Below are 13,889 nucleotides of genomic sequence, written 5' to 3'. Positions count from 1 at the left end.
ACGTAAAGGAGGTCACCATGGGCACCGGCCCCACCCCGCCCCGCAAGCCGAGCCGCCGTCAGATCCTGGGCTCCGCCGCCGGCCTGGCCGCCGCCGCAGTCGCCGGCGGATACGCATGGCAGCGTTCCCGAAGCGACCTGCCGGACGGTGACGTCCCGATACCGACCGGCGGCTACCGCTTCGAACGCCGCGGCGCGCCCGCCCGCACGGTGGTTCTCGCCGCCGACGACCGGGTGCTGGCCACCTTCACCGACGGCGCGCGCACCGCCCTGCTGACCGGCCCGACCCGTACCTGGAGCGAGCCGCGCACCACCGGCGCGGTGGTCCACGGCGATGCCTGGGTGCGGCTGATGGGCAGCGCATGGAGCCAGGGCAGGGAGCGAACCGGCTGGTTCAGGGAGTGGTTCCCCAAGGCGCTCGCGGACCGCAGCCCGGACGCCCTCGCCGTGGCCTTCCAGTACGGTGACGGGGCACCCGAGGTGCGCACCGCATCGGGCCTGCGCTACGCCGGCAAGGCCCACTTCGGGCCGCAGGTTCCCGGCCAGCAGCCCGATTCGTTCCACTACCGCGACGAGAAGTCCGACTTCTACGACTACCTCGGCGTTCCCTGGACCTTCCCGGACGGCACCCACACGTCCCCGGAGAAGGAACGCTACGGCGACGTGGACTGCTCCGGTTTCATGCGCCTGGTCTGGGGCTACCGCATGGGCTACCCGATGCACGCCACCAACAACCACGGGATCGGCCTGCCCCGCCGGGCCTACGCCCTCGCCACCCGCGCCCCCGGCGTGCTGCTGATCCCCAACACCGGACAGCCGCCCGCCGACCTGAGCCTGCTGCTCCCCGGCGACCTCGTCTTCTTCTCCATCGACATCGGCAGGCCGCACGGCATCGACCACTGCGGCATGTACCTGGGGCCGGACGACGACGGGCATCCGCGCTTCTACTCCAGCCGCTCGCAGGCCAACGGGCCCACGATGGGCGACCTGGCCGGCCGCGCGACGCTCGACGGCCATGGCTTCTACGCCCGGGGGCTGCGCATGGCCCGCCGCCTGTGAAGCCGACGAAACCCCCCTCGCATCCGAGCCCGTCCGCACGAGAGACACCGCCATGGCCACCGCACCCCTCACCGGAGCTCCCACCGACCCGTGCCGGCGCATCAGGCGCGCCTGTCACGCCAGGCGCCGTCAACGGCCGTCTGTCAACTGGGAGTTGTTCGCCCTGCTGCTGATCCTGGCGGCCGCCGCGGTGCTCTACGCCTGGGGTATCGACCGTGCAGGGGTCCACCCGTACTACAGCGCGGCCGTGCGGTCCATGGCGGCGAACTGGCATGCCTTCGTCTACGGCGGGCTCGACCCGAGCGGCTCGGTCACCGTGGACAAGATCCCCGGTGCGCTGTGGCCGCAGGCCCTTTCCGTCATGCTCTTCGGACCGCACAACTGGGCGGTGGTACTGCCGCAGGTCCTGGAAGGCGTACTGGCCGTCTGGGTGCTGTACCGCATCGTCCGTGCCTGGGCCGGCCCCACGGCGGGACTGCTCGCCGCGCTGGTCCTCACCCTCACCCCGATGACCGTCGCACTCAACCGGCACACCATCCCCGACACCCTGCTCGTGCTGCTGCTGGTCCTCGCCGCGGGCTCGTTGCAAAGGGCCGTCACCACCGGCGGACTGCTGCCGCTGCTCGGCTGCGGAACATGGGTGGGGCTGGCCTTCCAGGCCAAGATGCTCCAGGCATGGCTCGTGCTGCCGGTCTTCGCCGCCGTGTACCAACTGGCCGCGCCCGGCTCACCGTTGGAGCGGGCCCGGCGGCTGCTGCTCGCCGGAGTCACCACCGTCCTCGTCTCCTGCTCCTGGCTGTTGCTGGTGGGGGCAACCCCCGCCGAGAACCGTCCCTACATCGACGGGACCACCAACAACAACCCCTTCACCCTGGTCTTCGGCTACAACGGGCTGAGCCGGTTCGGCCACGACCCGCACGCGCTGGGCGCCGTCGCCGGCACCGCCGCCAGCCGCACCACCGGCAACACCGGCTGGACCATGCTGGTCAACGAGAGCCTGGCCCCGCAGATCGCCTGGCTCCTGCCGCTCGCCGTACTGGCGTTGGTACTGGGCGTGTGGTGGCGCGCCGGACTCCCGCGCACCGACAGGCTGCGGACGGGGTTCCTGCTCTGGGGCGGCTGGCTGGCGGTGCACGTCGTGGTCTTCAGCAACTCCAACGGCAATCACGGCTACTACACCGCCGTATTGGCCCCGTCCCTCGCCGCGCTGACCGGTGGCGGCCTCGCCGTGTTCCGGTCCGAGCACCGTGCCGGCGGCCGACGCCGGGCCGCGCTGCCCGTCGCGATCGGGCTCACGGTCCTGTGGGCCGCTGTCGTGGAAGGCCCGCACGGCGCATTCGCCCCCTGGCTGCTGCCGATGGTGTTGATGCTCGGCCTGTGCGGGACCGTCGGTCTGTGGACCAGCGGGCCGGACACCACGCGCCGGGCGGTGCACGGCGCCCTCGCGGCGGCCCTGGCGGCCGTACTGCTCGCGCCGGCCGTCTGGGCCGCCTCCTGCCTGGACCGGCGGTATCCCGGCTCACCCATCGAGCCACTGGCCGGACCGGTCGGACCCGGCTATCAGGGTGCGCACCACCACCGGGTCAGGATCCCGCGAAACCCTTTGAACCAGCCGTCGCCGCGCGACGCCGCACTGCTGAGCTACCTGTCCGCGCACCGCTCCGGAGAGCAGTACCTGCTCGCCACCCAAGCCGCCTACGGCGCCGAACCCCTGCTGCGCGCCACCTCCCAACCCCTGTTGGTCATGGGCGGCTTCACCGGCCTGACGCCGTATCCGACCCCGTTGCGGCTGAGCGACCTGGTCGCCACCCACCACCTGCGCTACGCCCTGCTGACCACGCGCCGCCCGTCCACACCGGCAACGGCCTGGGTGAGGAGCATCTGCACCCGCATCCCGCCCAGCGCCTACGGTCGCACCTCGGACGGAAGCTTCACCCTCTACGACTGCGCTCGACGGGACAACTGACCTGCTCGGCCTGCCTCCACAGACCGTCGGCCGCCGGTCAGGTGCCCGGTGACCTGACGGGAGCATCCCTCCCGCCCCCGGCCAGGCCGGTAGAAACCTGTCACGCGAGTGACTGTGTGTTTGCACAGGAGAAACAGGGGAACCCTCCTGGCGAAAATCGATCCTGGCCCCGTGGCCGGCAACAACGCACCGCGCGTGCTGTGCACAGTCCGCGTGCGGCGAGAGGACTCCATGAAGCACATGCGACGTTCATTCACCGTCCTGGCGACCGCCGTCCTGCTCTCCCTGGCCGGCCTCGCCCTCGCCGCGCCGGCCCAGGCATTCTCCGAAGGCCCCGAGAGCAACACCGCCCTCGTTCCCGCACTGGGACCGGGGCTCATCCTGTAACCGTCGATTCCCTCATCGGCGGGCGCGGCGCCCACCACGGCAGTGTGCCCCTCACCCCCTGGTTGCCGCCCGCGCCCACCCCGCACCGCATCCCCGCGAGGACCGGACCGTGCTCCGGTCGAACTTCTCGCCCCGTGGAAGGATCTGCCTGGCTGGCGCCCGTCACCGGTCTGGAAGGTTCCAAGAGGGCGCAATGCAAAGGGCGTTGAGCGGGCTACGCCTCTTGCGGGCACGGTGTGGAATGAGCGCATCCGGCTCTGTGACATTCGTCAGTGCGGATCCGTGACAGACGGGTCTGCCGACTGCGCGGCAGTCTTGGCAGATTGAGGTCGGATCACCGCTTGGTGATCCGCACCGAGCGGAAGGCCCGCACGCCATGTCACCACGCAACCGCAACCGCAACCGCAACCGGAACCGCGCCTTCGCCCTGGCCGCCGCCACGGCCGCGCTCGCCGGAACAGCCGCTTCGCCCAGCGCCACGGCGCTCGGCGCCGCGTCGTCCGGGTCCATGCCGGCTGCCGACATCCAGGTCACGGACCGCGTGACCAGCACCTTCTCGTCGCACGCAGTCGGGGTGAACACGCCGTTCTGGAACCCGTACCTCACCAGGTCGGACACCCCGGAGCTCATCCGCAGGGCAGGCATCACAACCCTGTCGTTCAACGCCGGCGGGCCCAGCGACCTGTACCACTTCCAGAACGGCGGCTGGCTGAGCCCCGACCCGAACGGCAAGGACAACGGGGGATACCAGGACCTCGACCCGACCTTCACCTTCGACCAGTTCGCGAAGACCGCCCAGGACGCACACGCCGGCATGCTGGTGCACGTCAACTACGGCACCGGCCCGACGGACACCAAGGCCCACCCGAGCACCAAGGAGCACCCCAAGCCCGGTGACCCGCGTGAGGCCGCAGCCTGGGTCCGGTACGCCAACCGCACCCACCACTACCACGTGCACGACTGGGTCGTCGGCGAGGAGACGTACCTCAACGGCTGGTTCAGCAACCCCAAATACCCCGCGCCCAAGGAGCCCGACGCGCACGCCGACAAGTCGCCGGCCGCCTACGCCCGCAACTCCATCGCCTACGCGAAGGCGATGAAGGCCGTCGACCCGAGTATCCGCGTCGGCATCGAGTTCTTCCCCAGCGACCCGGCGACGGCGCACGATCCGGGAAAGAGCAAGCTGAAGGAGTGGGACGACGCGGTTCTGAACACGCCGGGGCTTGCGAAGGCCGTCGACTTCGTCGACATCCACTGGTACCACCCCACGTTCAGCGGGAAGTTCGACGACGCGTCGGTGCTCGCCGACACCGCGCACACGGCGCCCGTGCTGAAGGCGCTGCGGGCGAGTCTGGATCGGGCGTCGGGGCCGCGCCATCACCTCGACATCGTCGCGGGTGAGAGCAACTCCGGCGTCTTCCCGACGCAGCAGCAGGACAACGCGGTGGGCGCGCTCTACCTGCTGGACAGCAACCTGTCACTGCTGGAGAACGGCGTCTCGAACGTTGACTGGTGGGCTCTGTACAACGGACCGAGCGCTACGAAGGACGGCGGCTGGGGCGACCTCGGGTTGCTGTCCTCCGGGAAGTGCCCGTGGGACCAGCCCAAGAAGAAGCACTGCGAGCCGCCGGTCGGCACGCCGTTCGCGCCGTACCACACCCTGCGGATGCTGACCACCGCTCTCCAGGGCGGAGGCGCCACCCTCGCCACGACCACCACCGGTGGCAACAGCACCCTCGCCACCCACGCGGTCCGTCGAGCGGACGGCACACTGGCCGTCGTCGTGGTCAACAAGGACCCCAAGCAGGCCCAGTCCATCCATCTCTCCCTTCCGGCCGGCTACCACAGCGACCGCACGCTCACCTGGCGGCGCGGCGACTCCGCCCCCGCCACCCACCGTGGCGCGGCCCCGACGAGCCTCGACCCCTACTCCGCGGCGGTCATCCTCCTCAACCGTTGAGCGAACCTCCGGGGCCGGAACACGAGCCGGCCCCAGGGCCGGTCACGACGAGCCCCCGATACGCGGGAACAGAGTCACGCCCACCAGAGAGAGCCGTCCCCCCCGAGCGGGAAACACCCTGGCGTTGTCGCGGCACCGACGACCTCACGGTGTGGGCGGCCGCATGGACGATCAGGCCAAGCAGCACTGGGCTGCCGCCGGAGCCGTGGCTCAGGCGGCAGCCCAGGGTGGGTTGCCGACCTTCAGGGATCAGTCCCGCAGCTGCTCCGGGTCGGCCGCCAGGATGCGGCGGACCTGGTCGAGCAGTGCGCTCGCATCCGGCTCGGAGGCGCCCTCGTTGACACCNGCCGGAGCCGTGGCTCAGGCGGCAGCCCAGGGTGGGTTGCCGACCTTCAGGGATCAGTCCCGCAGCTGCTCCGGGTCGGCCGCCAGGATGCGGCGGACCTGGTCGAGCAGTGCGCTCGCATCCGGCTCGGAGGCGCCCTCGTTGACACCGCTGCCGCGGAGCGCGTCCGCGATCTCCTTGAACTGGACGTCCCAGTCGTTCTGGTAGACCTGCTCGTGTTCCTCGGCCCCGTGCGACTGGCGGAGGCCGATGGTGCGGTCGACCAGCTTGCCGATCAGCGCGGTCATGGCGAACGAGAACAGGCCGATGACCAGCACGGCCACCAGTTGCTTGCCGAGCAGGTCCCAGCCGCCGCCGTAGAACAGGCCCTTCTTGCCGGTCATCGTTCCGGTCGCGGCGAGGCCGACCATCACCATGCCGAACAGCCCGCCCCAGCCGTGGATGCCGACCACGTCCAGGGTGTCGTCGACTCCGAAGCGGTACTTCCAGCTGATCGCGAAGGCGCAGGTCAGACCGGCCAGGAAACCGATCGCGACAGCCCAGAACGGGGTGACGTCGCCGGCGGCCGGGGTCATCGCGACCATGCCGGTGACGGCGCCCATGCTGATGTCGAGCAGACCGACCTGGCGGGTGCGGCAGTAGCTGGTCACCGCCCAGCCCGCCATGGCGGCACCGGCGGCGAACTGGGTGTTGACGAAGCCCATCGCCGCCGCGCCCGGCACGCCGAGGGAGGAGCCGGTGTTGAAGCCGAACCAGCCGAACCACAGCAGGGACAGGCCGATGACCACCAGCGGCAGGTTGTGCGGGCGGATCGGCTGACGCTCGAAGTCCTCCCGCCGCCCGGCGACCGCGGCCAGTGCCAGGCCGGCCGCGCCGGAGGCGAGTTCGACCACCGTACCGCCGGAGAAGTCGACGGCGCCGAGCTGCCTGGACACCCATCCGTCCGGCGCGAAAACCCAGTGCGCCATCGGGACGTAGACGAGCAGGGTCCAGGCGCAGACGAAGACCAGCCAGCCGTTCATCTTGGCCCGTCCGGCCACCGAGCCGCTGATCAGCGCGACCGTCACGATGGCGAAGGACATGTGGAAGACCGAGAAGGTCACGGTGGGGATGTCGCCGGTGCGGCTCTCCAGACCCACGCCGGACATGAAGACATGGCCCAGCCCGCCGATCAGCCCGAGCCCGCCGGCGTCCTTGCCGAAGGCGAGGGTGTAGCCGAACGCGAACCAGATGATGCTGACCAGCACCACACAGCCGAAGCACATCTTGAGCATGGTGATGACCTGACTGGTCTTCACCATGCCGCCGTAGAAGAAGGCCAGTCCCGGGGCCATGAGCAGCACCATGGCCGCGGCCATGATCAACCAGGAGGCGTTGCCCGTGTCGAAGATGTGGGACATGTCAGTTCCTCGATTCGACGGACGGAGGGTGAGCAGTCGTCACTTCTCCTGCTCCCGTCGCTGGAGGACCTCCCGGAGCTCGGCCAGCAGCTCGGCGTCGGCGCTGCCGCCACCGGCGTCGGCGCTGCCGGAACCGGCCTCCGCGCCACTCGTGGCCACGGTGACGGGGACCCGGGCCTGCACCAGCCGCCGGCGGATCTCGGCGATGGTCTCGTCGTCGTACGCCTGCTCCTCCTCCGCGCCGGGGACATGCTCGTACTCCTCGGCGGCCCGGAAGCCGACCGTCCTCTCGATGGCCTGGGCGATCAGCCAGGTCACGCCGAAGGAGAAGGCCGCGCACACCACCACGCCGACGGCCTGGCGCCACAGCAGGTCGACGCCGCCGCCGTAGAACAGGCCCTTCTTGCCGCTCATCTGGAAGGTGGCGAACAGGCCGATGCCCAGGACGCCGACGATGCCGCCCCAGCCGTGTACGCCTACCACGTCGAGGGTGTCGTCGTAGCGCAGCTTGTACTTGAGGTTGATGGCGAAGGCGCAGACCACGCCCGCGACAAAGCCGATCACCAGGGCGCCGATCGGCGAGACCTCACCACAGGCCGGGGTGATGGCGACCATGCCCGCGACGGCCGCCGACGCCACACCGAGCATCTCGACGTGTCCGAGCCGCCACTTCTCGATCAGCGGCCAGCCGACCATCGCGCCGCAGGCGGCGAGTTGGGTGTTGAGGAAGGCCATCGGAGCGCTGCCGCCGGACTGCAGCGCGGAGCCGGCGTTGAAGCCGAACCAGCCGAACCACAGCAGCGCGAGACCGACCACGACCAGCGGCAGGTTGTGCGGCCGGATGGTCTCCCGCTCGAAGTCCTTGCGCTTGCGGACCACGATCGCCACCGCGAGGCCGGCCGCACCGGAGTTGATCTCCACCGGCATACCACCGGCGAAGTCCAGAGCGCCGAGGTGGGCGGTGACCCACCCGTCGGGCGCGAACACCCAGTGCGCCATCGGCACATAGACGAAGAGGGTCCACGCCACCACGAACCACAGCCAGCCGCGCATGGTCGCGCGACCAGCGATGGAGCCGCTGATCAGGGCCACGGTGATGATGGCGAAGGCCATCTGGAAGCTGGAGAAGATGACGGTGGGGATGGAACCGTTGAGGCTGGTCATCCCGACGTCGTGCATCATCCAGTGCGCGGGGGAGCCGATCAGGCCCCAGCCGCCGACGTCCTTGCCGAAGGCCAGGCTGTAGCCGATGGCCAGCCACAGCAGGGTGACCAGGGCCAGGCAGACGAAGCTCATCTTGAGCATGACCAGCACGTGCTTGGTCTTGACCATGCCGCCGTAGAAGAAGGCAAGGCCGGGCGTCATCAGCAGCACCATGGCGGTACTCGCCATGAGCCACGCGGTGTTGCCCGTATCGAGAGTGGTAGGCATCCGAGTCTTTCCGGGTAGGGGGCGCCGTGCTTGATCGGCACGGTGGCGGAGACAAGGGGGGTGGCGTGGGTGCGGGTCAGGACGTACGCATCGCCAGGGCCGGTACGCCTCACCAAGGCCGGTACGCCGATCAGGAGCCGGCGTGCGGCATCAGGCGTCGGCGGGCGGCCGCGGTAACCGTGGGGGAGTCGCTGCCGGGGCGCGGTGCCGGGCCCCGGAGCCCTCGGGCAGCACGGTCTCGCCGGCCAGGACACCGGCCGAGGGAGCGACGTCGACCACGGTGCGCCGGCGGCGCCGTGAGCTGTGCGGTACGGGACGGTCGACGGCGACAGTGCGGAATGTAGGCCCTTCGTCGGCGAGTGGGCCGAGCCTGCCGGCCTGGGCGCTCTCGTGCCCTTCGACCAGGACGAGAGCGGCGGGCCGCGGGTGCCCCAGGCCGGATCGGGGAGCCGGTCTCATCTCTCAGGCGCCGATCGGATCATGACCACGGCGCCAGCCGGCCAGATCGGCGACGCCGTGGACGCAGAGCTTGTCGATCTCCAGTGGAGCGAGATGCATGGAGGCGCTCCTTCTGCGGGCGCGGGGACGTCCGCGCGTCGGGGTGCGCGGCACCCATGAGGACGTATTCCGTAATGCGGAAATCTACTTCCGTTCGAAATGCAACGTAAGGGTGACCACGGGGTTCGTCAACGCATGGCTGAAGGGTTTGGGCTTTTCTTTATCCGTGGCCGCAAGCGAAAACGGGTCGGCCAACGGTCAATTGCTGGAAATCGACGCCTGCCGCTCGGTATATGACGATCGAAGCCGGTTTGTCATTGACCTGCGTGGCCCTGAGGGCGGGCGAGGACGTCCCCCGGGGACGATCCACCCGCATGTGTCGACCCCGCCGCATAACGGCGAGCCGACGACACCGACGGACGGCCACCCCCAACACCGGTGCGGACGTTGGCTGATGCGGCACCAGCAGGTGGATCGCCCAGAGATCCGGCTGGCGCCTGAGGCACGTTCGCCGGCATGTCACTGCTTGGTGGGACGGCCTGACCTGGAACGACAGGAGGGCACCGGTGAAAACCGGCGCCCTCCGTCATACGAGGCTGTTCTGTCTGCCACCGAGGCGTGGTCGAGGGTCGGCCGTCACGCGCATGCGCTCCCCTCGACCGGGCCTCGGGCTACGCCTAGCTCAGGGTCTTGAGAGCCGCGGCGTCGTACGGCTGAAGTTCCTCGAAGCGGTTTCCCAGGATCTTGGCCGCCCAGTGGGGGTCCTGGAGGAGGGCGCGGCCGACGGCGACCAGGTCGAACTCGTCGCGTTCCAGGCGGTCGAGGAGGTTGTCGATGCTGCCGACCGCGGCGCCTTCGCCCGCGAAGGCGCGGAGGAAGTCGCCGTCGAGGCCGACCGAGCCGACGGTGATGGTGGGCTTGCCGGTGAGCTTCTTGGTCCAGCCTGCCAGGTTGAGTTCGGAGCCTTCGAATTCGGGGAGCCAGTAGCGGCGGGTGGAGGCGTGGAAGGCGTCGACGCCGGCCGCGGTGAGCGGGGCCAGGATCGCCTCCAGGTCCTCAGGGGTCTCCGCGAGCCTGGCGTCGTACGCCTCCTGCTTCCACTGCGAGTAGCGGAAGATGACCGGGAAGTCGGGGGAGACGGTTTCGCGGACCGCGGCGACGATCTCGGCGGCGAACTTCGTACGGGCCACGGCGTCGCCGCCGTAGGCGTCGGAGCGGCGGTTGGTGCCGGCCCACAGGAACTGGTCGAGGAGGTAGCCGTGGGCGCCGTGCAGTTCGACGCCGTCGAAGCCGATCCGCTCGGCCGCGGCAGCGGCTTCGGCGAAGGCGCCGATGACGTCGTCCAGGTCGCCTCGGGCCATGGCCTTGCCGCCGCCCTCGGTGCCGTCGACGCGGATGCCGGAGGGGCCGACGGCGGGGGCGTGGGCGTAGGGCGGTTCGCCCTGCTTGCGCACCATGCCGATGTGCCACAGCTGCGGCACGATCGTGCCGCCTGCGGCGTGGACGGCCTCGGCGACCTTCGCCCAGCCCGCCAGCTGCTCTTCGCCGTGGAACCGCGGTACGCGGTCGCTGTTTCCGGCCGACTCGTGGCCGACGTAGGTGCCTTCGGTGACGATCAGGCCCACGCCGGCGGCGGCGCGGCGGGCGTAGTACGACCGCACGTCCTCACCGGGGATGCCGTCCGGCGAGAACATCCGCGTCATGGGTGCCATCGCGATGCGGTTGGGGACGGTCAGGCCGTTCAGCGCGACAGGGCGGGCGAGGATCTCGGCCGTGCGGGAGGCGGCGGACGCAGAGGCGGTCATGGGGGTGCTCCTTGTAAGCATCGGTATCGGTAGGGAGGAAGAGGAAGACGTGTGAGGCGCATGGAACGGACGTAGGGGCCGACCGTCCGGGGGCACCGCATTGCGCCTGTCCGGCGAGCTGTCTGTGATCCGGGACATCGCCGCCTACCGCGCCGCGGGGTGTGCCAGGGCCACGTCGAAGCCGTCCGTACCGCGGCCCTCGACGGCGAGCGCCGACGCCACCGGCGGGTAGCCGCTGGCGATGAGCGAGTACTCGCCCGCCGTCAGGTCGGTCAGGGCGTACGAGCCGTCGGCATCCGTGATGGTGGTACGCACCACGTTCCCGGCGGCGTCCACCAGCGTCAGTCGGGCGTCGGGCAGCGGACGGCCGCCCTCCCCGGCGCGTACGGTGCCCCGCACCTGCAGACCGGCCGGCCCTGTGGCGCGGGGAAGTCGGATGCCGTACGGGACCGGGGTGGCCGCCGCCATGACCGTGGCGGCCTGCGGCTGATGGCCGTCGGCGGTCGCGATCAGGACGTACGGGCCGTCGGCCGGGGCGTCCAGCGCGTACCGGCCGTCGGGGTGGGAGGCCGTGCGGCCCACCTGCCGCCCGTCCGGCGAGACAAGGGTGAGGGCGGCACCGTCCAGCACCTCGCCCTCGGTGTTCCGCACCACGCCGTGGAACCCGGCCCCGGCCGGGACGGAAGCGACCTGGACCGCATCGGCCTGGACCGTGTCGGCCTGGACTGCATCGGCTTGGACCGGATCGGCCCGGCCGGCAGGCTCCGCCACCGGATCGTCAACGACGTTCTCCACTACCGGAGTTGACGAGGTGCCCGCACTGTCCCTGCCCGCCTCGACGACCCGGGGGCCGTGCTGTCCGCGCAGGCCGAGCCCGCCGATCACCGAGACCAGCGCGAAGGCGACGGCCCCGATGCCGAAGGTGAGGGTGAACCCGGATTCGGCGGGCAGCGGCGGAACGCCCGCGGGCAGGTGCTCGATGGTCTTGGAGGCCAGGATCGTGGTGACGACGGCGCTGCCGATCGCGCTGCCGGTGGAGCGGGAGATCGAGTTGATGCCGTTGGCGATTCCGCTTTGGTGGTGCGGGACGCTCGCCATGATGACGGCGGGCATGGCGGCGTAGCCGAAGCTGACGGCCGCGCCGGTCATGAGGCCGGCTCCGATGACCGAGGCGGTGTGGGCGTGGTCGAGGGCCAGCCAGCCGAAGCCGACGGCTCCGAACGCGGCGGCCATGCCGAGCACGTACCGGGGGCCGTGGTGTCGGACGAGCCGGCCGCCGATCGGCGAGGCGAGCAGGGAGACGATCGCGCCGGGCAGCAGGAACTCGACGGACGCGCGCAGGATGGAGGCGCCGAAGCCGAAGCCGGTGAGTGCCTTGGGCATCTGCACGAGGTAGGAGACGCCGAGGAAGTTCGCGAACATGCCGAAGCCGACGAGGATGCCGGCCAGATTGGCCATGAGGACCGGGCGGTGGACGAACATCCGCATGTCGACGAGGGGCTCGCGCACCTTGAGCTCGACCAGGACCCAGACCGCGGTCATGACGACCGCGCCGGCGAAGGCTCCCAGCGTGCGGCCGGAGGACCAGCCCCACTCGTGGCCCTGGGAGATCGGCAGCAGGAGCAGCAGCAGGGCGACGCCGAGGGTCAGCGCGCCGAGAAAGTCGGTGCGCCCGCCGGTCTTGTGCCGGGTCGCCGGGACCAGGAAGACGACGGCGAGCAGGGCGAGGAGCGCGAAGCCGGTCGCCATCCAGAAGGCGTTGCGGTAGTCGGCGTCGGCGCCGGAGGTGAGCAGGCCCGTGGCGACGAGCGCGAGCCCGCTGCCGAAGGCGAGGGTGCCGCTGACCAGTGCCATGGCGCCGGGCAGCTTCTGCGGCCGGACCTCTTCACGCAGGACGGAAAGGGCCAGCGGGAAGATCGCGGTGGCGGCACCCTGGAGCACCCGGCCCAGGATCAGCAGCGGCAGCGAGTTCGCGACCGCGGCGATGACGGAGCCCGCGACCATGACGACGAGCACGGCCACCAGGGTGGGCTTCTTGCCGTGCTGGTCGCCGAAGCGGCCGAGCAGCGGGGTGAAGACGGCGGCGGACAGCAGTGTGGCGGTGGTCACCCAGCTGACATTGGCGGTCGAGGTGCCGAGGTCCCTCTGGATCAGGCCCAGGATCGGGACGGGCAGGGTCTGCATCATCGACACGACCATGGCGGCCAGGCTCAGGGCGAAGACGATGACCGTCTCGTTCCGTCGCCCGGCGGCGGGGGCGGATGCGGATGCGGCGTGGCTCATGGCTGGCGGGACCTTCTCGGTGTTTCAGATCGTAGATGTTTGATGACATGAAGTACTTCCGCAGACGGTAGACCGAGATACTTAAGATGGTCAAGTAAACAATTGATGATGTGAAGCATCTTGGGTACGCTCCAGCTATGAGCGCCACCGCCCCGCAGGCCCCCACCAAGCTCCAGCTGCTGGAGCTGCTCGCCGCCATCGGTACCGCCCAGTGGCGCGATTTCGCCGCTGCCGCCGCCCACCACGGCCTCACCGCCATGCAGGCCAAGGTCCTCGCCCAGCTCGACGGCCCGCTGCCGATGCGCGGCCTCGCCGCCCTGCTGGTCTGCGACGCGTCGAACGTCACGGGGATCGTGGACCGCCTGGAGGCCCGCGAGCTGGTCCGCCGTGAAGCTCACCCCGCGGACCGCCGGGTGAAGAACGTCGTCGCGACCGACGCGGGCCGCGAGATCATTCGTTGTGTGCGCGAGGAGATGCAGGAGACGCACGGCGCCCTTGACGCCCTGGGCGAAGCCGACAGTGCGACGCTCTACGCCCTGCTGCAACGCCTGCGACCGGCGATGGAGAAGAGCGCCTGACGCCCCTCCCGCTGCCTGGGCGCAACGCCCGTCTCCGGGGCGGAGCCGGACTTCGGGCAGGGCGAAGCCGGACTTCGGGGCGGAGCCGGGCTTCGACATGGCCACTGGTGCGTACGGCTATCGAGCCGTAACCACTTGGGGTTCGTCACGTTGGCCTTTGTGGTCGGTGTCGCGTGT

At 70.4% G+C, this 13,889-nt stretch carries 10 protein-coding genes and 1 pseudogene; 5 read left to right on the top strand and 6 right to left on the bottom strand.

The genetic code is table 11. The features are described from left to right. Positions 1–17 precede the first annotated feature (17 nt). From ACO1BR_RS37920 to ACO1BR_RS37905, 4 genes are all read left to right on the top strand, one after another. Positions 18–1,058 carry an NlpC/P60 family protein gene (locus ACO1BR_RS37920; protein ID WP_426799663.1) on the top strand — a complete coding sequence of 347 codons (1,041 nt, stop codon included), beginning with the start codon at positions 18–20 and terminating at the stop codon, positions 1,056–1,058. A gap of 52 nt (positions 1,059–1,110) precedes the next feature. Next, entirely contained in the window at positions 1,111–3,024 is a 1,914-nt protein-coding gene (locus ACO1BR_RS37915; protein ID WP_426799662.1) for an ArnT family glycosyltransferase, read from the top strand. 240 nt (positions 3,025–3,264) lie between these two features. Then, on the top strand, positions 3,265–3,411 hold the full coding sequence (locus tag ACO1BR_RS37910; RefSeq protein WP_159506465.1) for a hypothetical protein: 147 nt from the start codon (positions 3,265–3,267) through the stop codon (positions 3,409–3,411). Between the two features lie 376 nt (positions 3,412–3,787). Further along, the gene (locus ACO1BR_RS37905) at positions 3,788–5,371 is read left to right on the top strand and encodes a hypothetical protein (RefSeq protein ID WP_426799661.1); all 1,584 of its coding nucleotides are present in this window, start codon (positions 3,788–3,790) and stop codon (positions 5,369–5,371) included. Between the two features lie 399 nt (positions 5,372–5,770). On the opposite strand, the gene ACO1BR_RS37900 is transcribed toward ACO1BR_RS37905, so the two are convergent. The 6 genes and pseudogenes from ACO1BR_RS37900 to ACO1BR_RS37875 form a co-directional block, all read right to left on the bottom strand. After that, positions 5,771–7,117, bottom strand: coding sequence for an ammonium transporter (locus ACO1BR_RS37900; RefSeq protein WP_426799660.1), 1,347 nt, complete (start codon positions 7,115–7,117; stop codon positions 5,771–5,773). Positions 7,118–7,156: 39 nt separating this feature from the next. Then, positions 7,157–8,548 (bottom strand): ammonium transporter, encoded by a 1,392-nt coding sequence (locus tag ACO1BR_RS37895; RefSeq protein ID WP_426799659.1) that lies wholly within the window; start codon positions 8,546–8,548, stop codon positions 7,157–7,159. Between the two features lie 150 nt (positions 8,549–8,698). Beyond that, on the bottom strand, positions 8,699–9,007 hold the full coding sequence (locus ACO1BR_RS37890) for a hypothetical protein (protein WP_426799658.1): 309 nt from the start codon (positions 9,005–9,007) through the stop codon (positions 8,699–8,701). A 716-nt stretch (positions 9,008–9,723) separates the two neighbouring features. Continuing rightward, positions 9,724–10,851 (bottom strand): NADH:flavin oxidoreductase, encoded by a 1,128-nt coding sequence (locus ACO1BR_RS37885; RefSeq protein WP_426799657.1) that lies wholly within the window; start codon positions 10,849–10,851, stop codon positions 9,724–9,726. 144 nt (positions 10,852–10,995) lie between these two features. Continuing rightward, on the bottom strand, positions 10,996–11,502 hold the full coding sequence (locus ACO1BR_RS37880) for an MSCRAMM family protein (RefSeq protein ID WP_426799678.1): 507 nt from the start codon (positions 11,500–11,502) through the stop codon (positions 10,996–10,998). A gap of 150 nt (positions 11,503–11,652) precedes the next feature. Then, positions 11,653–13,134, bottom strand: a pseudogene (locus tag ACO1BR_RS37875) (MFS transporter); the annotation flags it as partial. 137 nt (positions 13,135–13,271) lie between these two features. Between ACO1BR_RS37875 and ACO1BR_RS37870 the strand changes: the two are divergent. Further along, positions 13,272–13,712 carry a MarR family winged helix-turn-helix transcriptional regulator gene (locus tag ACO1BR_RS37870; RefSeq protein WP_426799656.1) on the top strand — a complete coding sequence of 147 codons (441 nt, stop codon included), beginning with the start codon at positions 13,272–13,274 and terminating at the stop codon, positions 13,710–13,712. Positions 13,713–13,889 lie beyond the last annotated feature (177 nt).

Origin of the sequence: Streptomyces sp. YGL11-2, assembly GCF_050054615.1 — a bacterium.
GTDB lineage: Bacteria > Actinomycetota > Actinomycetes > Streptomycetales > Streptomycetaceae > Streptomyces.
The sequence above is the reverse complement of the archived record's forward strand: the minus strand, read 5'-3'. Positions and strand labels throughout refer to the sequence as shown.